The following is a 20,271-nucleotide window of genomic DNA, read 5'->3' on the forward strand; positions in this document are numbered from 1 at the left end:
CCCTCAGAACGATTGCTGTGCCCGATCGTATGGGCGGGCCGCTCCCGGTCGACTGTACGCGGTGTATAGCCGGGGCGAAGAGCGTCGACACCGTGTCGATACGGTGAGGGCGCTGAGCGCCGGCGCTCGGCGTCAGCTCCCGAGCGAGCGGGTCAGCCGGCCGTGGAACGTTCGGCTGTGCGGGTTGAGGCCAGTCAGCTCGACCGTCGCGCCATGCTTCTCGTATTTCGTCTCGACCGCGTCGAGGGCAGCGACGCTCGACGCATCCCACACATGCGACCCGCTCAGATCGACGATCACACGAGGCGGATCGTCGGCGTAGGAGAACTGCTCCACCAGGTCGTTGCTCGATGCGAAGAAGAGCGGACCGAGCACCCGGTAGCGCGCCACCTCGCCGGATGGATCGACGGTACGCTCCACCCGCACGACATGCGCGATGCGGCGGGCGAAGAACACGAGCGCGAGCAGTACCCCCACTCCGACGCCGATCGCGAGGTTGCCGGTCGCCACCACCACCGCGACGGTGACGAGCATCACGAGCGTTTCGGGCACCGGCATCCGTCGCAGCGTGGACGGGCGCACGCTGTGCCAGTCGACCGTCTGCAACGCGACGATCATCATCACCGCCGCGAGCGCCGCCATCGGGATGGCCGCCATCACAGGCGAGAGCACGCCGACCAGCAGCAGAAGGAACAGGCCGGCGACAAGCGTCGAGATCCGGGTGCGCGCCCGGCCGATCTGAACGTTGACGACGGTCTGCCCGATCATCGCGCAGCCGGCGACCCCGCCCCACAGCCCGGCGAGGATGTTCGCGACGCCGAGTCCCCACGACTCGCGGCCCTTGGCCGAACGGCTGTCGGTGAGCTCGTCGACGAGCTTCGCCGTCAGCAGCGTCTCCAGCAGCCCGACCAGGGCGGCGGCGAACGCAGTCGGCGCGATGATCTGCAAGGTCTGGAGGTCGAACGGAACGGTCCAGGGCGTGATGCCCGGCAGCACTCCGCTCACCGTGCCCTCGTCTCCGACCGTCGGCACGCTCATCCCGATCACCATCACGGCCGCGGTCACCACGACGATCGCCACGAGCGGCGCCGGCACCGCTTTCGTCAGTCGCGGCAGAAACACGACGATGAGCACGGTCACGGCGAACAGCGGGTAGACCTGCCAGGGCACGTCGACCAGGTGCTGCACCTGCGCCACGAAGATCAGCACGCCGAGCGCGTTCACGAAGCCGATCATCACCGACCGCGGGATGTACCGCACGAGCTTCGCCAGGCCGGCCGCACCGAACGCGATCTGGATGAGCCCCGCGAGCAGCACGGCCGGCAGCACGTACGCCGTTCCGTGCGCGTGCACCATCGGGGCGAGAACGAGCGCGACCGATCCCGCGGCGGCGGTGACCATCGCCGGGCGGCCGCCCAGGAAGGACATCGTGATGGCGAGCACCACGGAGGAGACCAGCGCGACATCGGGCCCGACGCCCGAGATGATCGAGAACGAGATCACCTCGGGGATGAGCGCGAGCGTGGTCACGATGCCGGCCAGCACCTCCGTGGCGAGCAAGCGCGGGCGGCGCAGCACGGCGAGCACCGGGACCTGGCCGGACGGCAGACGGAACCGGGTGGATGGGGGCGCAGACGGGGAGAGGGGCATCGGGGGTCGTGTGCCGGCAGCCGTCGCGGGCCGCACGGCGGTCCTTTCGGCAGCGGGGAAATCGACTCAGGGAGTCTACCGGCGCCAGCGGACGCCGCCACGCTAGGCCGGGTCTGCCCCGATGTGAATCCCTAGAAACACGCACGGCGCGGTGAGAACCTTGCGCACAAAATCGAGGAGGCTTCCGTGCGTGCAATGGAGTATCGCGGACCGTACAAGGTCCGCGTTGTCGAGAAGGACATCCCGAAGATTCAGCATCCGAACGACGCGATCGTGCGCGTAACGCTTGCCGCGATCTGTGGATCGGATCTGCATCTCTATCACGGAATGATGCCCGACACCCGGGTTGGGATGACCTTCGGCCACGAGTTCATCGGTGTGGTCGAAGAGGTGGGGTCTTCGGTTCAAAACCTCAAACGTGGGGATCGCGTGATGGTGCCGTTCAACGTGTATTGCGGCTCCTGCTACTTCTGCGCGCGTGGACTGTATTCGAACTGCCACAACGTCAATCCGAACGCCACCGCTGTGGGCGGAATCTATGGGTACTCGCACACGTGCGGCGGGTACGACGGCGGCCAGGCCGAATTCGTGCGGGTGCCGTTCGCCGACGTCGGGCCGAGCGTCATCCCCGACTGGATGGCGGACGAGGATGCGGTGCTCCTGACCGACGCGCTCGCCACCGGCTATTTCGGGGCGCAGCTCGGCGACATCCTGCCGGGCGACACCGTCGTGGTGTTCGGAGCCGGCCCCGTGGGGCTGTTCGCTGCGAAATCTGCCTGGCTGATGGGCGCCGGCCGTGTGATCGTCGTCGACCACCTCGACTACCGGCTCGAGAAGGCGGAATCGTTCGCCCAGGTCGAGACCTACAATTTCAGCCAGTACGACGACATCGTGCTCGAGATGAAGAAGACCACCGACTATCTCGGCGCCGACGTCGTGATCGATGCGGTCGGCGCCGAGGCGGACGGAAACCTGCTCCAGCACGTCACTTCGGCGAAGCTCAAACTGCAGGGCGGTTCGCCCGTGGCGCTGAACTGGGCGATCGACTCGGTCAGGAAGGGAGGCACGGTCTCGGTGATCGGCGCATACGGTCCGCTGTTCAGCGCGGTGAAGTTCGGCGACGCGTTGAACAAAGGTCTCACCCTGCGAATGAACCAGTGCCCGGTGAAGCGCCAATGGCCGCGTCTGTTCGAGCACATCCAGAACGGCTACCTGAAGCCCAGCGACATCGTCACGCACCGGGTACCGCTCGAACACATCGACGAGGGGTACCACCTGTTCTCGGCGAAGCTTGACGGCTGCATCAAGACACTCGTCGTTCCGAACGCCGCCTGAAGGGAGTTCCGGCATGCCATACATCGCAGACGACCACCGCAAGCAGTTCTCGCCAGACGAGCTCCGCGCGCGCATCCCTGGCTGGGGCGCGGATGCGGACCCCAGCGACCGCCCCTCCGTCCCCCGAGAGAAGCTCGACCTGCCGACCGGCGCTCACTGGACGTTCCCCGACCGGCAGGAGCCGAGCGCCGGGCGCGAGCGCTCGATCGAGCACGGGATGCTGCCTCCGGTCTTCGGTACCTCCGCACCGCTGCACGGGGTGTCGGGTGCCATCCGCCGGTACGCGTACGACCACTACAGTGAGGGCCGGGCCGCGCACTGGCTGCTCTTGATGCTCGGCGATCGGGTCGACGCCGTGGGCAGTCACGTGCGATCGCTCGCCAGCGCGCATCCGGACAACCCGATCACGGAGACCGGCATTTTCGGCGAGCGCCGGCATCGCCCGATCTCGTCGCGCTTCGGCCAGCGCCGGGCCGACGTCAAGCACGCCTGGATGGACCCCATCATCGTCGCGGGGCCCTGGGTTCTCGCCGGAATCGCGGTGGTCTCCGTCGTCAAGCGCGTCGCGCGACGCCGGTGAGCGGCTGCGGGCGCCTCACGATCGTCCGAGGAGCCCGCGACGGAACCCTTCCGCGACCGCTGCCGCACGATCGCCAACGCCCAGCTTGGCGTAGACGCTGAGCAGGTGGGTCTTCACGGTCGCCTCGCTCACGTGCAGCCGCAGACCGACCGCGCGATTGGTCACTCCGTCGGCCACCAGCGCCAGCACCTGGAGCTCACGCGGGCTGAGGAGCCTGTCGGATGTGCGAACACGATCGACCAGGCGCGACGCCACCGAAGGCGCCAGAACGGCGTGACCCTTCGCGGCCGCATGCACGGCGCGCACCGGCTCGTCGCGCGTCACATCCTTGAGCAGGTAGCCCGTCGCGCCCGCCTCGATCGCCGGGAGCACGTCGGAGTCCGAGTCATACGTGGTGAGCACGAGCACCCGGGTCGCCAGCCCGAGCGAGCTCAGCTCACGGATGGCGCTGACGCCGTCTGTGCCGGGCATCCGCAGATCCATCAGCACGACGTCGGGCACGAGCGCCCGCGCGAGCGCCACGGCCTCGGCACCGTCGGACGCCTCGCCGACGACCTCGATCAGCGGGTCGGAGGACACCATGCCCACGATGCCGTCGCGAACAACGGGATGGTCGTCGGCGACCAGGAGACGCACGAGGCTCACGCGGGAACCTCCGCTCGAATGGCGGTGCCGCGGCCGGAAGCGGATTCGACGAGCAGCCTGCCCGACAGCGCCTCCATCCGCTCGCGCATCGCCGTGAGGCCGTAGCCACCAGAGGAGGGGTCTTGCTGCGCCGGGCCGGGTTCGAACCCGCATCCGTCGTCGCGCACCTCGAGGGATGCGCCGCGACGGTCGTAGCGGAGCTTCAGTACGACATGCCGGGCTCGCGCATGGCGCTCGACGTTGGCGAGCGCTTCCTGCGCGGTGCGCAACAGGGCGACCTCGGCGTTCGTCGACAGGGCAGCGGGCTCACCACTCGTATCGACGTTCACCGCGACGCCCGTGCGCTCCGACCAGCGGCGGGCGGTGGTGCCGATCGCCTGCGGGAGGGTGACCGAGTCGAGCGCCACAGGGCGCAGCGCTTGCACCGAGCGCCGGGCCTCGGCCAGCCCATCCCGGGCCAGCGCGAGCGCCGAGCCGGTGTGACGGTCGCGCGCCGCGACGTCGGGAGCCTGCTCCGCTGCTTGCAGCTGCGTCACGATGCCCGCGAATCCTTGCGCCAGGGTGTCGTGGATCTCGCGAGCGAGGCGGGAGCGCTCCGCCTCCGTCGCCGCCTTCGTCGCCGTGCGCTCCTGCTGCCGCTGGGCGAGACGGAGGCCCCACGACAGCCCGCACATGATCGTCACGTTGACCGCGACGATCACCGCGCGCCCGGCGAAGCCCATCGCGTCGGCGCCCAGACCGGACGACTGAGCGAGACCGGCGACCGTGGCGGTGGCGCCGACGGCGAGAAGCTCCCACGGCCACTCCGTCAGCGAATAGGCGAAGGTGAACGTGGCGACGGTGAGAAACGCGAACCAGCTGTCGAGCAGCACCAGCGCGAGGTTGAGCGCGATCACGACGGTCAAGAAGGCGGCGGTCGCCGCGGCGGGGCGACGCCAGGCGATCCGGAGATCGCGGAACACCACGATGCTCACCGCGTATCCCGCGCACAGCACGAACTCGGGAACCAGCCGGTTCCAGTCGCCCCACCTCGCGGCCAGCGCGAAGGCGACCAGCAGCCCGAGCACCAGATACGGCGTGACCGTGAGCACGGTCCGCCAGCGCGGGTCGACCATACGCAGACCCTACGCTTCTTTGGGAAACAGGATGCTCATGCCCGGCAGGTTCACGAGGATCGCCGCCGGCAGCACCAGGGCGCCACACACCGCCTGCTCGACGCGCACCCAATCGGGCAGAAAGCCGGGGATCGCGACGATCACGATGACGGCCACCACGACGATGGGAGCGATGATGCGCAGCCGCCGCCAAGCGGGCCGGGAGCCCCGAGAAGCGGTGGCGGCGAACACCAGCAGGAGGATCGAGCTGCCGAGCACGATCGAACAGCGCACCCAGACAGCGGGGTCGATTTCGGTGCCCGAGACGCTCTGCACGATCAGCACCGCCTCCATCGCGATGCTGACGACGAGGAATCCGGTGAGCACGACGAGTACAGGACGGAACGCGGCGCGGCGAGCGAGGGCCGCCTTCGTGAGGGCGGTGGGGTGGATGCGTGTCTCTGTCATGCATCCAGGTTCGCGATCCTGGGCGCTCGACGAATCAACCGTTCGGGTAGGGCTCGTCATCGATCGGTTGGTGCTGAGCGCTGCGCTTTCGCCCCTAGTCGAGCACGCGGCGGGCCGTGTCAAGCACGAGGTCGACGAGCGAGACCAGCTCGTCGAGCGCCTGGCCGGGAGCCTCGTCCGGCAGGCTCCCCCGTCGCGCCGGTCGGCCGCTCGCGATGGTTTCGACCACGTCGGCCGCGAGCTTCCAGCGGAGTGCGACCGCGGCGTCGAACCCTCGACGGATCTCGTCGGAGGCGACGTCGGCCGACTCCGAACGGAAGCCGTCGGTGTACGCGCGCACGGCGTCGTCGAGCACGGCGGCGACTGTGACCGCAGAAGCATCCCCGCGGCGCACCGACGCGAAGAGCAGCGACGCAAGGTCCGCCCCCACTGTGCCCGGCCCGACCGACTCCCAATCGATCAGCACGGTGGCCGGCCCGGTTCGGATGACGTTCGCCCCGACGGCGTCGTGGTGGCAGAGAGTCTGCGGAAGCGCCTCGAGCACCTCGCGCACGCGCGGCTGGTCGAGCATCAGTCGCTCAGCGAGCGCGACCCGGTCGCCGAGCCGGGCAACGACAGCCGGATGGGCACTGCGCACCAGTTCCAGCGACCGCTCCACGGCTTCCGGCTGGGCGTGCCGGTCGATCCAGCCCTCGAACATCCAGGGCTCGACGGCTCGCCCGAACCACCGGCCGTTCATCTCCCCCAGGTGGCGTGCCGCGGTGAGCATCGCCTGCCCGTCCAGAGGTCGCGCGCCCTCGTGAGGCACATCTTCGAGCCAGAGGGTGATCGCGCCATCCGGTTCGAGCAGCGTCCCGTAGGCACGAGGCGCCCGGATGCCCGGAGGCATGTCGTCGAAGAGTCGCGAACGGTAGGCGGCCAGCTCGCGCAGGCCGTTGTCGCGAAGGTAGGGCGAGGCCGAGTCGGGGCCTTCCGTGCGCTTCTCGATCATCGACCACGGCAACCGCTCGCCATCGACGACCGCCGCGCCTCGCACTCGTCCCACCGCGCGATGCGCGAGGAAGGCATCGTAGTCGAGCGGCACGTGGACCACGTCGATCGGTTCGGCGTCAGACCGGCCGACGGCTGCGCTCACGGCATCGCGAAATGACTCCATCGTGGTGGGTTTCCTGTTCGGTAACGTCTGGGAATGGACCAGGGACTTCTACTCGCCACGGCAGGTGGCTCCCGGTCAGGCAGGGGTCGTAGCAGGCTAGCGCGTCAGCCTTTTGCGCGACACCGCGGCCGCCGCGCCGGCGGCCAGTAGACCCAGAGCCAGCAGCAGCGGGCTCGCTACATTGTTTCCTGTGTCGGCAAGTCCCGGGTCGGTCGCCGGTGACGAGGTTCCGACTGCGGCTCCTCCCGGCGGGGTCGCCCCGCTCGGAGTGCCGGAGGCCGGAAACTCGACGGTGGCGGTGTTCGAAGCCGCGCTGACCCCCACGCTGTTCAGCGCCGAGACACGATAACTGTAGGTGTGGCCCGCAGCAGTCGTCGCGTCGGTGTACGTGACAGCGGTGGATGCAGTGTCAGCGACCAGGGTCGCGAACGCTGCCCCGTCGATGCTGCGCTCGATCCGGTATCCGGTGATCGCGGCACCCCCGTCGGATGCGGGTGCGGTCCAGTCCAGCACAGCGGTTCCGTTGTCGGCTGCCGCGGTCAGGGTGAGCGGAGCATCCGGCGCCAGCGCAGCCACGACGAGTGTGTATGGCTGCGAGACAGTGGAGGGGATTCCGCTGACCGAGCTGCTGGCCGTGAGCGTGAACGTGTAGGAACCCGTTGCGGTCGGCGCGCCGCCGATCGTGTCGCCGGTGAGCGTCACGCCGGGCGGGAGGCTGCCGGCGGTGACCGCGAGGGTCGGTGTCGGTGTTCCGGTCACGGCGATCGTGCTCGTATACGCGGCGTTGATCGTGCCGGACGGAATGGTGGTCGTCGCGATCGTGGGGAAGGTATCGATCGCGATGACGGACACTGTGTTCGAACCGGCGTTCGCGACATACGCGAAGGCGCCGTCCGGTGAAATGGTGATGCTGCGCGGGGTGGTGCCGACGGTGACGTTGGACACGACGGCGCTTGTGGCCCTGTCGATCACCGAGACCGTGCCGGCTACCGCGTCGGTGACATAGGCGCGGGTGCCGTCGGGGGTGAGGGCCACGCCGAAGGCCCCGTCACCGGCCGGGATCGTGGCAGTGATGGTATTGGTCGCGGTATCGATCGTTCGGACGAAGTCAGCCGCGGAGCTGGCCGCGTACAAGGTGCTGCCGTCGGTGGAGAAGGCAAACCCGTTCACGGTGTTGGCGAAAACACCGACCGGAATGGTTGCGATCACCGCGTTGGTGGCAGTGCTGACCACGGAGATGTCGTGGGTCGAGGGGGTCGAGGACGCGATGTAAAGGCGGCTTCCGTCCGGCGATACGACGACCGCGCGCGGACCGGTGGGGACAGGAATGGTGGTGACGACAGTGTTCGTAGCGGTATCCACGACTGTCACCGGACTTATTCCGTTGACTCCATTGACGCTGGTGACATACGCACGGGCCCCGTCCGGAGAAACCGCTACACCGAACGGTGCAGCGCCCACCGGGACAGTGGCCACAACGGCATCCGTCACCGTATCGACGACAACGAGCGTGCTCGTGCCGTTGGACACGGCATAGAGGCGCGTTCCATCTGGGGAAACCGCCAGCCCGATCGGGTTGGCGACCGGCACCGAGCCGATGATGGTCTTCGTGGTCGTGTCAACGACGGACACAGTCCCGGTGGTCCCATCCGAGACATAGAGACGCGATCCGTCTGGCGACGCAACCATCGCAGTGGAAGAGGTCCCAGCCGCGTCATTGACCGCGATGGCGTCGACCACTGTGTCGGCTGTTGCCGCGAGAGGCATGGCTAAGGCCAACGCGATCCCACTCACGACCGCTAACGTCGCACCCCGTAAGCGGCCAGACACAGAACGAGTACCAAAAGTGCGAGAGCCCATGCTCTACCTCTCCCCCGAGGAAGAGGCCACGTTGCCCTCTCCCACCAAACGACACGACGGAACGCGCCTCAGAACCGTGAGACCAATCAGACGGCGCGCCTCGACACAGCATGGCATACGGCAACCGCACAGGAGACCCTTTTCGAACTCCCGCAGTGGGCGGCGGAACTCAGGTGATGCGGCGAATGGCAGGCAGTGTGTAGCTGCCGTCGAGGACGGCTTCGCGGGGCTGGTAAATGCGGATCATGGGCCGGAAGTCGCCCTCTGGTGTGGGCAACCAGTTCGCTTTCGCGTCGGGATCGGCGGGTTCGTCGTGCTGCAGGGTGATGGTGAGGGAGCCATCGTCGGCGAAGCGGATGCCCGCGGTGCGATCGCCGATGGAGTACCGGTCGATGGGGTTGTCGACGAGATAGTACTCGGGGGTGGAGTACATCGTCATCGACCAGAACGCGTCCACGGGCGGAAGCTCGGTGAAGGTCATTTCGTACCGGTTGGAGCCGTTCAGCTGGTTCCCGCTGTCGTCGACGTAGATCTGAGGGTAGACGGCCTCATAGGCGTGGTTCCCCCACAGGGCGTTGCGAGCAGCGACGGCTCGGTCGAGGTAGGCCGCGTCACGGTCAGCGATCTTCCATTTGTCGTCATCGAGAGCTCCGACGCTGAAGGAACTGCGGTTGTAGTCGAAGAGGTGCAGGCTCATCTGCCACCCGTTCACGGCGTTGGGGTCTTCGGCCCGGGCGGCTTTCTCGAGCCGCTTCTGCCCGGCCGACAGTCCCTGGGTCAATGCTGCCGCGAGCTCAGGGTCGGCGGATGCGTAGGGGTCGCCCTGGTCGTGTAGTCCGAGCGCGCCGAGACCCGCGAGATAGTCGCGGTCGTCACCGGCGGGCGGGTACGTCTGTGACCAGAGGCGCAGCTGGTCCCAGAACTGCAACGGCTTGGCGAGTTCGGGGTTCCCGTGCGGGATACCGGCCGGCGCGGTGTTCGTGCTGCCGGGGGTGAGAGTGAAGTGCTTCTGCAGCTCGAGCACCCGTGGCAGATCGTCGGGGCCGGAGCAAGCGAGCCTGCCCACGATGCTGACGACGTTCGTGGGGGCGTCGATGACGGGCAGGTTGCCAGGGTTCTGGCCGTCCCAGCCGGGGCCGGCGATGAGGTAGTCGGCTTCGCTGGTGCCGGTGGCACGGCGGCCGATGTAGGCGAAGTTGTTGGTCCAGGCGTCGACGAACTGGAGCACGTAATAGGCCCCGTCAGTGTCAGGCACGTGCAGGATCAGGGGGCCGCCGGAGAGATCGAGCTGGGCGAGGGCGTAGACGGTGTCGTTGTTGACGCTCACGAACGGGTCCGCTGGGGTGGCGAGTTTCTGCGCGAAGCCGAACTGATTGAACGGGGTCGCGGGCAGGCTTCCCATACCCTTCCCGGAGATGACTTGGAGGGAGTTCACGTTGTAGACGAGCGGGTAGCCGAAGATGAACGCATCGGCGGCCAGGGCTGTGAGGTCGGTCATGATCGGTCCTTGTCAACTCTCGATGCGGGTGATTGCGGGGAACACGTAGCTCTGATCCAGGACGGATGCGTCGGGCTCGTACATGCGCATCACGGGACGGAAGTCGCCGGCGGGACTGGGCAGCCAGTTGGCGGCCGCTTTCGAGTCGGTGGGTTGCGTGTGGCTGATGGTGATCGTGAGCGCACCATCGTCGTCGAGCACGACTCCTTGGGTGCGGTCGCCGATGGAGTACCGGCCGATGGGGTTCTCGACGAGATAGAAGTCGGGCACCGAGTACATCGTGAGCGACCAGAAGGCCTTCACCGGCGGTGTCGGGTGCAGCCGCAGTGTGTAGGTGCGGGACCCGGTGAGTTGCTCGTGCTGATCGTCGAGGTAGGTCACGATGTAGGCGGCCTCGTAGGGGTGGTTGCCCCACAGCCCGCCGATCGCCGCCGCAGCCCGTTCAATGATCCGCAGCTTGGGGTCGGCGATCTTGAACTGGTCGTCGTCGAGAGCGCCGACTTCGAAGAAGTCCAAGTTGTAGTCGAACGCATGGAACACGAGCTTCCACCCGTTGACCTCCGGCGAATGACCCGACACGAGCGCGGTGTGAAGGGCCTCCTTCGCGTGCTCAAGCCCACCGGCCAGAGCGGTAACGGTGTCGGCGGGGAGCCCAGCGTACGGGGATGGGCCTTCGGTTGTCAGGCCAAGCGGAGCGAAGCTTTCCTGAAGCGGCTTGTCACGGCCTGCGGGCGGGAACTGCTGCGACCAGATGCGCAGCTTCTCGAGGAACCGCAGCTCTTCTGGAACTTCGGCATCCGGTGCGGCGAGGCCGGCCGGAACGGCATCGGGATCGATGGGTGTCAAGGTGGTGGCGTCTTGGAGGGCGTGCACGATGGGCAGCTCATCGTCGGAGGCGACCGCCCACCTGCCGACGATCGAGGCCACCAGTGTGGGGAATCTGATCACCGTGGCCCCGGAATCCGCGGTGCCGGCCCAGGCGGGCGGGACGAGCAGGAAGTCGCCCTCGCCGGTGCCGGTGGCGCGGTGGCCGACGTAGGCGAAGTTGTCGGTCCACGCATCCACGAACTGCAGCACGTAGTACCGGCCGTCGGTGTCGGGCACATGCAGGGCGACGGGGCCGACGCTGAGGTCGAGCTGCGCCATCGAGTACACGGTGTCGTTGTTGATCGTCACGAACGTGTCGGCGGGGCCGGCCAGCGTGCGGGCGTGGCTGAACGTGTTGAACGGAGCGGCGGGGTTCGCCCCCACACCCTCCGTGACGTACCGGGTGACCTGGTCGAGGTTGAACACGAGAGGAAACCCGTAGAGGTACGCTTGCGTGATCTGCGCGGAGTCGGTTTCGATGGTCCTCATGAATCCCCCAAGTCGTGAAGTCCTGCTCCTGCGAACCGGGGCTCTTCCGGCTCCCCAATCGACTGCACGCCCCCGGCGGGGCTGCGTCTGACTCGACCATAGGCGTCAGCCGCAAACATCGCTACTGCCAATTGGTGAATGACAGAACGGTGCCGTGTAGGTGACAATGAAGCACCCGCACGGGGTGCCCTCGGGTTGGGCCCATGGCCGATTTCAAGGGGGACGTCACCATATGCAGCGACCCTTAGCCGGATTGACCTGGCGGAACGCGGCGACTGAGACGATCGCCGGTGTCACCCTGCTCGCGATCGCCGTCCCGTTGAACATCGGCTACGCCCAGATCGCGGGCCTGCCTCCGACGGCGGGGCTTTACGCGCTCGTGGTGCCCGCGATCGTGTACGCCCTGCTGGTGTCGTCACGACAGCTCGTCGCCTCACCCGACGCGGCGGCGGCCGCCCTCGTGGCGTCCTCGCTCGGTGGGCTCGCCGTCGCGGGCAGCGCCGGCTACCTGACGATGGCGTTCGCTCAGGCCATCATCTGCGGGGTGCTGTTCGCCCTCGCGGCGGTCTTCAAGCTCGGGTTCCTCGCCAACTTCCTCTCCAAGCCCATCCTCATCGGTTTCGTCGGCGGCCTCGCGCTCGACATCCTGATCAGCCAGCTGGCCAAAATGCTCGGCGTGAAGATCGACTCCGGTGGCGAGTTCGTCGACAAGGTCGCCGGTCTCGTCACCGGCCTGCCGACTCTCAACGGATGGTCGGTGCTGATCGCCGCCACAGCTGTCGCCGTGCTCGTGATCGGCCGCCGCCTCGCTCGGGCTGTGCCGTGGGCGCTCATCGTGCTCATCGCCGCCACCGTCGTGGTCGTAACCACGGGCCTGGAGCAGCAGGGCGTGGCCGTGCTCGGCCCGGTCGACGCCGGGCCGCCCACCCTCACCTGGCCCGTGCTCCCATGGGCAACCTGGCTCGCCCTCATCCCCTCGGCGATCGCTCTCACCATGGTGACGATGGCCGAAGGGCTGCTCGTGGCCCGCAGCTACGGCGAGAAGCGCGGCTACAGCACAAGCCCCAACCGCGACCTGTTCGCGTTCGGGGCCGCGAACGTCGCCGCGGGCGCGACCGGAGGCTTCGCGGTCGGATCGTCCACCTCCCGCACCGCCGCCATGGACCAAGCCGGTTCCCGCACCCAGTGGCCTACCGTCGTCGCCGCGGTCGGCACCCTGCTACTCCTCCTCTTCGGCACCGCCCTGCTCGAGCACATCCCATCGCCAGCCATCGGGGCGATCGTCGGCATCGCCATCCTGCCGCTGCTCGGCATCCGCGACTTCCGGTTGCTCTGGAAGCAGGACCGCTTCGAGTTCATCATCGGCGCCGTCTGCTTCCTCGCCACCCTGTTCATCGGGGCCATCCCCGGCATCGTCATCGCGTTCGTGCTCGCACTCATCAACCTCGCAAAACGCGCCTCCACCCCCGCCATCGACGTGCTCGCTGCCGACGGCGAGCCGGGCTCGTCACTGCTAGACCCAGCCCCAGCCGGCACCGCGACCGCCCCGGGCGTCCTGGTCATCCGGATGGCCGCTCCACTCTTCTTCGCGAACGGCTCCGTGTTCTCCGACGCGGTGAAACGCGCCGTCTCGACCACGCCGGGCGTCCACCACGTCGTGCTCGACCTCGAGGCGGTCACCGACATTGACGTCACCGGCGCGGAGGCCTTTGATTCGCTGAAGACGTGGCTCTCCGACCGATCGGTGTCGTTGGCCTACACTCGCCCGCGACGCCAGATCATCGACCGGATGCGCGCCCTCGATCTCGTCACCGACGAGACCATCTACCCAACCAACCGGGCAGCGCTCGCCGCTCTCGCCCGGCCTGAAGCGACCGACTAGGAGAACACCATGGGTTCCGTCATCGGAGAAATCCTGCCCCTCGCACTCGGCATCGCAATAAGCCCCATCCCGATCATCGCCGCAATCCTCATGCTCCTCTCCCCGAAAGCCAAAGGCACCAGCCTCGGCTTCCTCCTCGGCTGGCTCCTCGGAATCATCGTGGCCGTCGTGGTCTTCACGCTGCTGGCCTCCGTGATCCCACAAGGCGACGACGACTCCAAGCCCATTGCCGGCGTCATCAAAATCATCCTCGGCGTGCTACTGCTCCTGCTCGCCGTGCGCCAATGGCGGTCCCGCCCCCAGGGCGACACGGAACCGACCCTGCCCAAGTGGATGGCCGCCATCGACACCATGACCGCCGCCCGGGGCCTCGTACTCGGATTCCTGCTGTCCGGGTTGAACCCGAAGAACCTGCTCATGGGCGTCGCAGCCGGCGTCGCGATCGGCTCCGGCGGCCTCGCCGTCGGCGAGAGCATCCTGTCCATCGTGATCTTCACCATCATCGCGGCCTCCACCGTCGCCGTCCCCGTGGTCGCGTTCCTGGCCGCGTCCTCCAAAATGGCCGGCCCACTCGAATCGCTCCGCAAATGGCTCGTCCACAACAACGCGACCGTCATGGCCGTTCTGCTTCTGGTGATCGGAGTGGTACTGATCGGCAAGGGCATCGGCTCTTTCTAGGCATCGGGCGAGTTCGCAAGTGGGAGCAAGATAACTTGGTGGACAATTTTCAGGCGGCGGTCGTTGGAGGCGGGCCTGCCGGTCCACAAGCGGCACTCACGCTCGGTCGGATGCATGTCTCGACGATCGTTGTTCGACGACGGGCGCCATCGGAACGCGACGTCGCCCCGAATGCACAATGTCCTCGGGATGGACGGCACGACACCGATGGAGTTGCGCTCCGCCGGTCGCGCAGAGCTCCGGGCTTATCAATGGATTCATATCGTGGAGAGCCGCGTCGACAACGCACGGCCGCAGGACTCGACGTTCGTACTCTCGGCCGAGGGGCAAGGGCTGACGACGACCGCCGACATCGCCGCAGCGATTGCGATGGCTCGCGACGACGTGCACTAACCACCGTGGGGTATCGCAGCCGACTGGCGCGGCACCAGCGCGCAGTACTCACGCGGATGCGCTATCCCGGCTGCAGGAGGGTGAAGCGCCCGTCGTCGTCGGGGTCGGCGCTGGCGGCGCGAGAGAACGCGCTGAAGGCTCGGGAGGCGGCGGCGCGCTCGGACGGAGGCATCGCCGCCAGTACCTCGGCGATCGCCTGCCGTCGGTGGCCGATCACGCGCTCCACCAGCTGCCGGCCCGCACTTGTCAGAGTGAGCCAGACATAACGGCGGTCTTCCGGATCCTCGCGGCGCTCGACGAGTCCGGCCTGGACGAGCTTGTCGCTGAGGCGCGTTGCGTTGGAGGCATGCACCTCGAGTTCAGCGGCGACATCGCCCGCCGTGCGGGGTCCGCGCCGCGCGATGAGGACCAGGATCCGCAGCTGCGGCGAGGTGACGATGTCCTCCACCTCCATGACAGAGCGGGCGGCGACGCGCATGAGGACGTCGGCGGCGCCCAAGGCGGCCTCGACCTGCTCGTCTTCGCTCATCTGTCCTTTCTACCCCGAATCGCTCCTATATCCCCACGCCGAGCGGCAGGAATCGTGAGATAATTGCGCTATCGCAATCAAAGAGGAGGCGGTGACCATGGCGCAGGAAAACGAACGCGACCGGCTCGAGGGCCGCTACACGCAGGCAGACCCTGAGACGCCCGAGCCGCGCGAAGTCCACGGACAGTACACCGAGCGCGGGGGCGTCGGACCTGAAGCCGATGTAGCCGGAACATACATCGGCGCGGAGCGGGACGGCGAGCCTCCCCTCGTCCGCACCACGCACCAGCGGGCGGGCAACTACCCCAAGGCCGAGCACGAGTCCGAGCACGGATCCAGGCACGAACCCGATCCCGGCGAGTGATGGCGCCGGGTTCAGGCTCCTGTGTCGTCGGTTCGCCTCAGAGGGCCGTGACCGCGACGGCGACGAGGACGAAGGCGGCCACGAGGATCGCGACGCGCACGTAGTGCAGCCGGTCCCAGCGCTGGTGCTGCTCCCTCCAATCCTGAGGGTGGTCGTCCGCGGTCCACGATTTCGAGCGATTGTTGATCGGCACCAGCAGAGCGACGGACATCACGACGGTCACGGCCAGCAGGGCTGCCGCGACGACGGCCGCGACGGCGGTCGTCGTGCCCCACTGCGCCACGGCGAGGGCCGCGGTAAGGATCAGGGAGCCGAAGTACCAGAACGGCATCACGCGGCCGAGCATTCGACCCCCATGCGCTCGTGCGGTCAGGGAGGCGCCGACAGGGAGGCGCGACACGATCGGATTGATCACGAAGGCGACCGAGAACTCGACGCCGACCATGAGGCCGACGACGGTCGTTGTGATGATGGCGAGAACGGAGATCACTGCATCTTCCTTTCAGAATCTAGCGTCACTAGAAACGCTAGCAGTGCTACCGTAGGGGGCGACGGACAGGATCGCAAGAGGAGGACCGATGCCAGATCAGACGCCACGCCGGCAGCGCACCGAGGAGCGACGCCGCCGCATCCTCGCTGCAGCGAAGGAGCGGGCCGACGCCGACGGGTGGGCGGCTGTGACGACCCGGCACCTCGCGGAAGCCATCGGGTACACCCAGCCGGTGCTCTACAGCCACTTCCCCGGAGGCAAGTCGGAGATCATGCTGACCCTCGCGATGGAGGGCTTCGTCGAGCTGACGCAGAACTGTCGCGCAGCGCTCCATGGCGAACGAGGGCGGCGTGGGATCGAGGCCGTTGCGATCGCCTACCTCGACTTCGGCACCGAGCATCCGGCTGTCTACGAAGCCATGTTCCAGCAGCCGATCGACACCCGGTTCGCCAGCGAAGACACCGACCCGAACCTCCGTGCAGCCTTCGACGTGCTCTCGGATGCGATCGCTGACGACGGCGACGGCTCGGCAACGGAAGTGCTCTGGGGAGCATTGCACGGCATCAGCCTGCTCGAACGCGCCGGCCGCATGCGTTCTGAGCACCGCGCCAACCGCATAGCCGAGCTCGGAGCCCGCTTCACGATGGTTCCGCACCCGTAACGCCGGCGCCCCGTCCACCCATATGACGCCCCCACCGGCGCGCCAATATCCAGCCGTCCGACAGCGATCCTCAGCTGCCGCTTGTGATGGACCAGCGGAACCCCTGCCCTATCGCGAGCCTGAGCACCGGTCGAGGGAGCTTCGCGAGTCTAGATGTACGAGAGCTTGGCGAAGTCTGTCGTGCGCGATGTTCCGGTAAGCGTCGAAGTCCGCCCGTAGGTCGTACAAAAGCTAGCGTCGAACGAAGGCGGCACGGCCTCAAGGTCTGAAGCCAGTCATTGCTGTACCGCGGACAAGTGAGCCGCGATTCCGACACTGACGAACCTGGCGTACTCCGCGAGGTTCCACCCGCTGCGGACGACAAGCATGTCGTACAGCTGGGGAGAACTGTAGGTGAGGAGGACGTCGGTCGCGTGCTCGGTGGAAAAGGCAGCGGGCAGGTGCCCTGCGCGCGAGAGGCGGAGCGCGTTCTCCCTCATCCTGGCTCGGCGATCGTCGCTCAGCCCGCGAGAAAGCTCTGCGAGTTCGGCATCATGGCTTGCCGCGTTCTCGAGCAGCAGAAGAATCGGCGCCACCCGTGGCGCGAGTTCGGCCGTGAGACGCCCCCACCCGTCCACCAGCTTGGGGAGATCGTCCGCGGGCAGGGCGTCCGAGCGACTTTCGGCCGCCACCGGGCCGAGCCCGTGCAACGCCTCCTCGACGACCGCGCGAGTCAGTGCCGCTCGACCCGCGAACCGCTTGTACACCGATTCCGCCGAGACGCCGCAGGCACGAGCCACCGCGGGAATGGTGAGGCCGGCATATCCGTCGCGCAGAAGCATCTCCCTGGCACGCTCGAGGATCTGCACCCGCACCTGCTCGGCTCGTGCGCGCCGGGCCTCGCCGTCATACTGCCGCTTGACGCCCGTCATTCCGCGCTCCATACTCAAGTAAATGGTTACAGACGACTGTAACAAAATCGAGGCAGAGATGTCCAGAGCTGCACTTCCGTTCCTCCAGCGCCTTCAGCGCGCGACGAACGATCACGATCTCGAAGCGCTCGTGGACTGCTTCGCGGCCGACTACCGCAACGAGACACCCGCGCATCCCGGCCGTAGCTTCTCAGGCGCCGTTCAGGTGCGCAGCAATTGGAGCCGGATCTTCACCTTCGTGCCGGACATCACGGCCGCAATCGTCAGCCAGGCAGTCGACGGCAGCGACGTTTGGTCCGAGTGGGAGATGAGCGGCACACGTCTCGACGGCACCCTTCATCGGATGCGCGGAGTGATCATCTTCAGGCTCGAGGGAGAGCGCGCGGTCTCAGCTCGTTTCTACCTCGAACCGGTCGACGAATCGGAGTCGACAGTGGACGAGGCCGTGCAGGCTCACGTGCACGCGGGTGAAACACCATGATCGTCGTAGCCGGCGGCAGTGGGCTCCTTGGCCGACTGATCGTCACCCGGCTTCAGGGACGCGGCGAACGCATTGTCGTCCTGGTGAGGGACGTCGACCGCGCTCGCTCGGTGCTCGGGTCCGACGTCGGCGTGATCAGCATGGATGTGAGGCGCCGGAAGGGGTTAGATGCTGCCGTCGCCGGTGCCGACGTCGTCATCTCCGCCGTGCACGGCTTCCTCGGCGGTCGCGGCGCCGGCCCAGCCGAGGTGGATCAACGAGGAAACGCCAACCTCATCGATGCTGCCGCGGCGACCGGGGCGCGTTTCGTGCTCGTATCCGTGAGCGGCGCCGCACCGGATCACCCTCTCGACCTCTTCCGCGCCAAATACGCGGCGGAGCAGTACGCGCAGGCGAACAGCGCACCCTGGACGATCGTGAGAGCCCCCGCCTACATCGAGACCTGGCTGGCGATTCTCACCGAAACAGCCGGCTCCACGGGGCGACCCGTCATATTCGGCCGAGGTGACCAGCCGATTCCCTTCACCTCCGCCGACGACGTCGCCGACCTCGTCAGCCGGGCGGTCAGCGACCGTCGTTTGCGAGGGAGGATCCTGGAGGTCACCGGAGAACTGATCACCATGAACCAGCTCGCCCAAGCACTTCAGGAAGCGCGCCACTGGAACGGCCCACTCCGCCACCTGCCGCGACCACTCCTACGGGCCCTCGCCATCGTGTCCACACCCGTCAAGCCGGCGTTCGCACGCCAGAACCGCGCCGCCCTGATGATGGACCGGAGCACGACCACTGCTACCCACACTCATACGAACTCTGAGCCCGCCGCCAGTGCGATCGAACCCCTCGACGGGCGCCCAACCCTGCTAGCGCACATCGCGAGCAGCCACGAGGACTCACCTGAATGAGCCCGCTCAGAGGCAGGAAAAAACCCCCAGAATGGCGAGATCCTGGGGGTTTAGTAGCGGGAGCGGGACTTGAACCCGCGACACCACGATTATGAGCCGTGTGCTCTAACCACCTGAGCTACCCCGCCGCAGTCTTCCACGGTGGTTCACACCGGGAGGACGGAGCCCCCTGTGGGAATCGGACCCACTACCTCTTCCTTACCAAGGAAGTGCTCTACCAATGAGCTAAGGGGGCGTAGCCTGCGATTCGGCGAAACGCCGCACGTTTTTGGCAACCGTAAGAGAATACCATCCGCGCGGCCCTCCTCCGTACCACCGAACGCAGGCGCGGGTCAGGCCGCTTCGGCCTCCTCCGACGCCGCGTCGAGCGCTTCGAGCTCCGACGAGGTCAGTTCCAGTCCGACCGACGCAATGAGGTCGGGAAGCTGCTCGAGCGTGCGCGCACTGGCGATCGGCGCGACGACGGTGGGCTGTGCCGCGAGCCACGCCAGAGCGACGGATGCGATGGACGTTCCCTGCGCTGCCGCCACGTCATCGAGGGCGGAGAGAACGGACCGCCCCCGGTCGTCGAGATACTTCGAGGCGCCGGCGGCACGGGCGCTGTCGACCTGAACGCCGTCGCGGTACTTGCCGGTGAGGAAGCCCGCCGCGAGGGCGAAATACGGCACGACGCCGAGGTTCTCCTGCTCGGCGATCGCTCGATACGAATCCTCGAAACCGCGCTCGACCAGGTTGTAGTGCGGCTGCAGGGCTACGGCGCGGTGCAGCCCCTCGGCCTCCGTGATGCGGAACCACTCGCGGATGCGCTCCGGCGAGTAGTTCGAGATGCCGATGTACCGCACCTTGCCGGCGTCGACCAGGCCGGAGAGCGCGGCGACCGTCTCTTCGAGGGGAACCGTCTCGTCGTCGAAGTGGGCGTAGTAGAGGTCGATGTACTCGCTCTGCAACCGCTGGAGCGACGCATCCGCCGCCTTCACGATGTTGGCCGCGGCCAGTCCCTTGAAGTCGGGGTGCTGGCTGACCTTGGTGGCGAGCACGACGTCGTCGCGGTTGCCGCGGGCGTCGAACCATTCGCCGATGATGCGCTCCGAGTCACCGCCCGTGTTGCCCGGCACCCACGCCGAGTATCCGTCGGCCGTGTCGACGAAGTTGCCGCCCGCGCGCGTGTAGCCGTCGAGCACGGCGAACGATGTGTCGCGGTCGGCCGTCCAACCGAAGACGTTGCCACCGAGCGACAGCGGATAGACGGAGAGGTCGGAACCTCCGATGGTGCGGCGGGGTGCGGTCATGTATGTCTCCTTCGATGAAGCCGTTGCGTGAAGTCGTCCACTCACGCTA

21 protein-coding genes and 2 tRNA genes are annotated in these 20,271 nt (G+C 67.3%); 9 read left to right on the forward strand and 14 right to left on the reverse strand.

Annotated features, from left to right (window positions below):
- Positions 1–132: 132 nt before the first annotated feature.
- Positions 133–1,650: a SulP family inorganic anion transporter gene (locus ACFVWR_RS00125; RefSeq protein ID WP_387207002.1), complete on the reverse strand. Its 1,518-nt coding sequence runs from the start codon at positions 1,648–1,650 to the stop codon at positions 133–135.
- Between the two features lie 186 nt (positions 1,651–1,836).
- On the opposite strand from ACFVWR_RS00125, the gene ACFVWR_RS00130 reads away from it, so the two are divergent.
- The gene (locus ACFVWR_RS00130; RefSeq protein WP_387207003.1) at positions 1,837–2,985 is read left to right on the forward strand and encodes a zinc-dependent alcohol dehydrogenase; all 1,149 of its coding nucleotides are present in this window, start codon (positions 1,837–1,839) and stop codon (positions 2,983–2,985) included.
- A 13-nt stretch (positions 2,986–2,998) separates the two neighbouring features.
- Positions 2,999–3,565, forward strand: a complete 567-nt coding sequence (locus ACFVWR_RS00135) for a hypothetical protein (protein WP_387207004.1) — start codon at positions 2,999–3,001, stop codon at positions 3,563–3,565.
- A gap of 15 nt (positions 3,566–3,580) precedes the next feature.
- On the opposite strand, the gene ACFVWR_RS00140 is transcribed toward ACFVWR_RS00135, so the two are convergent.
- From ACFVWR_RS00140 to ACFVWR_RS00170, 7 genes are all read right to left on the reverse strand, one after another.
- The gene (locus ACFVWR_RS00140) at positions 3,581–4,210 is read right to left on the reverse strand and encodes a response regulator (RefSeq protein WP_387207005.1); all 630 of its coding nucleotides are present in this window, start codon (positions 4,208–4,210) and stop codon (positions 3,581–3,583) included.
- Entirely contained in the window at positions 4,207–5,325 is a 1,119-nt protein-coding gene (locus tag ACFVWR_RS00145) for a histidine kinase (protein ID WP_387207006.1), read from the reverse strand. The genes ACFVWR_RS00140 and ACFVWR_RS00145 overlap by 4 nt, the downstream gene beginning before the upstream one ends.
- 9 nt (positions 5,326–5,334) lie before the next feature.
- A complete protein-coding gene (locus ACFVWR_RS00150) occupies positions 5,335–5,772 on the reverse strand; it encodes a hypothetical protein (RefSeq protein WP_387207007.1) in 438 nt (145 codons plus the stop codon).
- Positions 5,773–5,866: 94 nt separating this feature from the next.
- Entirely contained in the window at positions 5,867–6,928 is a 1,062-nt protein-coding gene (locus ACFVWR_RS00155; protein WP_387207008.1) for a phosphotransferase family protein, read from the reverse strand.
- Positions 6,929–7,024: 96 nt separating this feature from the next.
- Positions 7,025–8,788: a beta-propeller fold lactonase family protein gene (locus ACFVWR_RS00160; RefSeq protein WP_387207009.1), complete on the reverse strand. Its 1,764-nt coding sequence runs from the start codon at positions 8,786–8,788 to the stop codon at positions 7,025–7,027.
- 169 nt (positions 8,789–8,957) lie between these two features.
- Positions 8,958–10,286: a DUF1254 domain-containing protein gene (locus tag ACFVWR_RS00165; RefSeq protein ID WP_387207010.1), complete on the reverse strand. Its 1,329-nt coding sequence runs from the start codon at positions 10,284–10,286 to the stop codon at positions 8,958–8,960.
- A 12-nt stretch (positions 10,287–10,298) separates the two neighbouring features.
- Complete coding sequence (locus ACFVWR_RS00170; RefSeq protein WP_387207011.1) at positions 10,299–11,642, reverse strand: DUF1254 domain-containing protein; 1,344 nt, start codon at positions 11,640–11,642, stop codon at positions 10,299–10,301.
- Between the two features lie 232 nt (positions 11,643–11,874).
- Here ACFVWR_RS00170 and ACFVWR_RS00175 point away from each other — a divergent pair, with 232 nt between their 5' ends.
- The 3 genes from ACFVWR_RS00175 (at position 11,875) to ACFVWR_RS00185 (ending at position 14,595) form a co-directional block, all read left to right on the forward strand.
- The gene (locus ACFVWR_RS00175; RefSeq protein WP_387207012.1) at positions 11,875–13,524 is read left to right on the forward strand and encodes a SulP family inorganic anion transporter; all 1,650 of its coding nucleotides are present in this window, start codon (positions 11,875–11,877) and stop codon (positions 13,522–13,524) included.
- A 9-nt stretch (positions 13,525–13,533) separates the two neighbouring features.
- The gene (locus tag ACFVWR_RS00180) at positions 13,534–14,202 is read left to right on the forward strand and encodes a GAP family protein (RefSeq protein WP_387207013.1); all 669 of its coding nucleotides are present in this window, start codon (positions 13,534–13,536) and stop codon (positions 14,200–14,202) included.
- A gap of 189 nt (positions 14,203–14,391) precedes the next feature.
- Positions 14,392–14,595, forward strand: coding sequence for a hypothetical protein (locus ACFVWR_RS00185; RefSeq protein ID WP_387207014.1), 204 nt, complete (start codon positions 14,392–14,394; stop codon positions 14,593–14,595).
- Positions 14,596–14,656: 61 nt separating this feature from the next.
- On the opposite strand, the gene ACFVWR_RS00190 is transcribed toward ACFVWR_RS00185, so the two are convergent.
- Positions 14,657–15,124, reverse strand: a complete 468-nt coding sequence (locus ACFVWR_RS00190) for a MarR family winged helix-turn-helix transcriptional regulator (protein WP_387207015.1) — start codon at positions 15,122–15,124, stop codon at positions 14,657–14,659.
- A gap of 97 nt (positions 15,125–15,221) precedes the next feature.
- Here ACFVWR_RS00190 and ACFVWR_RS00195 point away from each other — a divergent pair, with 97 nt between their 5' ends.
- A complete protein-coding gene (locus ACFVWR_RS00195) occupies positions 15,222–15,488 on the forward strand; it encodes a hypothetical protein (protein ID WP_387207016.1) in 267 nt (88 codons plus the stop codon).
- 37 nt (positions 15,489–15,525) lie between these two features.
- Here the strand turns inward: ACFVWR_RS00195 and ACFVWR_RS00200 are convergent, their stop codons facing one another.
- On the reverse strand, positions 15,526–15,978 hold the full coding sequence (locus tag ACFVWR_RS00200) for an anthrone oxygenase family protein (RefSeq protein ID WP_387207017.1): 453 nt from the start codon (positions 15,976–15,978) through the stop codon (positions 15,526–15,528).
- 88 nt (positions 15,979–16,066) lie between these two features.
- Between ACFVWR_RS00200 and ACFVWR_RS00205 the strand changes: the two genes are divergently transcribed.
- A complete protein-coding gene (locus tag ACFVWR_RS00205; RefSeq protein ID WP_387207018.1) occupies positions 16,067–16,639 on the forward strand; it encodes a TetR/AcrR family transcriptional regulator in 573 nt (190 codons plus the stop codon).
- A 275-nt stretch (positions 16,640–16,914) separates the two neighbouring features.
- Here the strand turns inward: ACFVWR_RS00205 and ACFVWR_RS00210 are convergent, their stop codons facing one another.
- Entirely contained in the window at positions 16,915–17,550 is a 636-nt protein-coding gene (locus ACFVWR_RS00210) for a TetR/AcrR family transcriptional regulator (protein ID WP_387207019.1), read from the reverse strand.
- 58 nt (positions 17,551–17,608) lie between these two features.
- On the opposite strand from ACFVWR_RS00210, the gene ACFVWR_RS00215 reads away from it, so the two are divergent.
- Both ACFVWR_RS00215 and ACFVWR_RS00220 read left to right on the forward strand, forming a co-directional pair.
- A complete protein-coding gene (locus ACFVWR_RS00215) occupies positions 17,609–18,031 on the forward strand; it encodes a nuclear transport factor 2 family protein (RefSeq protein ID WP_387207021.1) in 423 nt (140 codons plus the stop codon).
- Positions 18,028–18,933 carry an SDR family oxidoreductase gene (locus ACFVWR_RS00220; protein ID WP_387207023.1) on the forward strand — a complete coding sequence of 302 codons (906 nt, stop codon included), beginning with the start codon at positions 18,028–18,030 and terminating at the stop codon, positions 18,931–18,933. The genes ACFVWR_RS00215 and ACFVWR_RS00220 overlap by 4 nt, the downstream gene beginning before the upstream one ends.
- A 54-nt stretch (positions 18,934–18,987) precedes the next feature.
- Here the strand turns inward: ACFVWR_RS00220 and ACFVWR_RS00225 are convergent.
- The 3 genes from ACFVWR_RS00225 to ACFVWR_RS00235 form a co-directional block, all read right to left on the reverse strand.
- Positions 18,988–19,061 (reverse strand) — tRNA-Met (locus ACFVWR_RS00225).
- 35 nt (positions 19,062–19,096) lie between these two features.
- Positions 19,097–19,168 (reverse strand) — tRNA-Thr (locus ACFVWR_RS00230).
- Between the two features lie 97 nt (positions 19,169–19,265).
- Positions 19,266–20,222: an aldo/keto reductase gene (locus tag ACFVWR_RS00235; protein ID WP_387207024.1), complete on the reverse strand. Its 957-nt coding sequence runs from the start codon at positions 20,220–20,222 to the stop codon at positions 19,266–19,268.
- Positions 20,223–20,271 lie beyond the last annotated feature (49 nt).

It is taken from the genome of Leifsonia sp. NPDC058292 (assembly GCF_042880955.1).
In the GTDB taxonomy this organism is placed as follows: Bacteria; Actinomycetota; Actinomycetes; order Actinomycetales; family Microbacteriaceae; genus Leifsonia.

Excerpts from the sequence above, each read along its gene's own strand:
- ACFVWR_RS00125 (WP_387207002.1), bottom strand. The coding sequence starts at position 1,650 with ATGCCCCTCTCCCCGTCTGCGCCCCCATCCACCCGGTTCCGTCTGCCG.
- ACFVWR_RS00135 (WP_387207004.1), top strand. The coding sequence starts at position 2,999 with ATGCCATACATCGCAGACGACCACCGCAAGCAGTTCTCGCCAGACGAG.
- ACFVWR_RS00145 (WP_387207006.1), bottom strand. The coding sequence starts at position 5,325 with ATGGTCGACCCGCGCTGGCGGACCGTGCTCACGGTCACGCCGTATCTG.
- ACFVWR_RS00150 (WP_387207007.1), bottom strand. The coding sequence starts at position 5,772 with ATGACAGAGACACGCATCCACCCCACCGCCCTCACGAAGGCGGCCCTC.
- ACFVWR_RS00155 (WP_387207008.1), bottom strand. The coding sequence starts at position 6,928 with ATGGAGTCATTTCGCGATGCCGTGAGCGCAGCCGTCGGCCGGTCTGAC.
- ACFVWR_RS00160 (WP_387207009.1), bottom strand. The coding sequence starts at position 8,788 with ATGGGCTCTCGCACTTTTGGTACTCGTTCTGTGTCTGGCCGCTTACGG.
- ACFVWR_RS00165 (WP_387207010.1), bottom strand. The coding sequence starts at position 10,286 with ATGACCGACCTCACAGCCCTGGCCGCCGATGCGTTCATCTTCGGCTAC.
- ACFVWR_RS00170 (WP_387207011.1), bottom strand. The coding sequence starts at position 11,642 with ATGAGGACCATCGAAACCGACTCCGCGCAGATCACGCAAGCGTACCTC.
- ACFVWR_RS00175 (WP_387207012.1), top strand. The coding sequence starts at position 11,875 with ATGCAGCGACCCTTAGCCGGATTGACCTGGCGGAACGCGGCGACTGAG.
- ACFVWR_RS00180 (WP_387207013.1), top strand. The coding sequence starts at position 13,534 with ATGGGTTCCGTCATCGGAGAAATCCTGCCCCTCGCACTCGGCATCGCA.
- ACFVWR_RS00185 (WP_387207014.1), top strand. The coding sequence starts at position 14,392 with ATGGACGGCACGACACCGATGGAGTTGCGCTCCGCCGGTCGCGCAGAG.
- ACFVWR_RS00190 (WP_387207015.1), bottom strand. The coding sequence starts at position 15,124 with ATGAGCGAAGACGAGCAGGTCGAGGCCGCCTTGGGCGCCGCCGACGTC.
- ACFVWR_RS00195 (WP_387207016.1), top strand. The coding sequence starts at position 15,222 with ATGGCGCAGGAAAACGAACGCGACCGGCTCGAGGGCCGCTACACGCAG.
- ACFVWR_RS00205 (WP_387207018.1), top strand. The coding sequence starts at position 16,067 with ATGCCAGATCAGACGCCACGCCGGCAGCGCACCGAGGAGCGACGCCGC.
- ACFVWR_RS00210 (WP_387207019.1), bottom strand. The coding sequence starts at position 17,550 with ATGACGGGCGTCAAGCGGCAGTATGACGGCGAGGCCCGGCGCGCACGA.
- ACFVWR_RS00215 (WP_387207021.1), top strand. The coding sequence starts at position 17,609 with ATGTCCAGAGCTGCACTTCCGTTCCTCCAGCGCCTTCAGCGCGCGACG.
- ACFVWR_RS00220 (WP_387207023.1), top strand. The coding sequence starts at position 18,028 with ATGATCGTCGTAGCCGGCGGCAGTGGGCTCCTTGGCCGACTGATCGTC.
- ACFVWR_RS00235 (WP_387207024.1), bottom strand. The coding sequence starts at position 20,222 with ATGACCGCACCCCGCCGCACCATCGGAGGTTCCGACCTCTCCGTCTAT.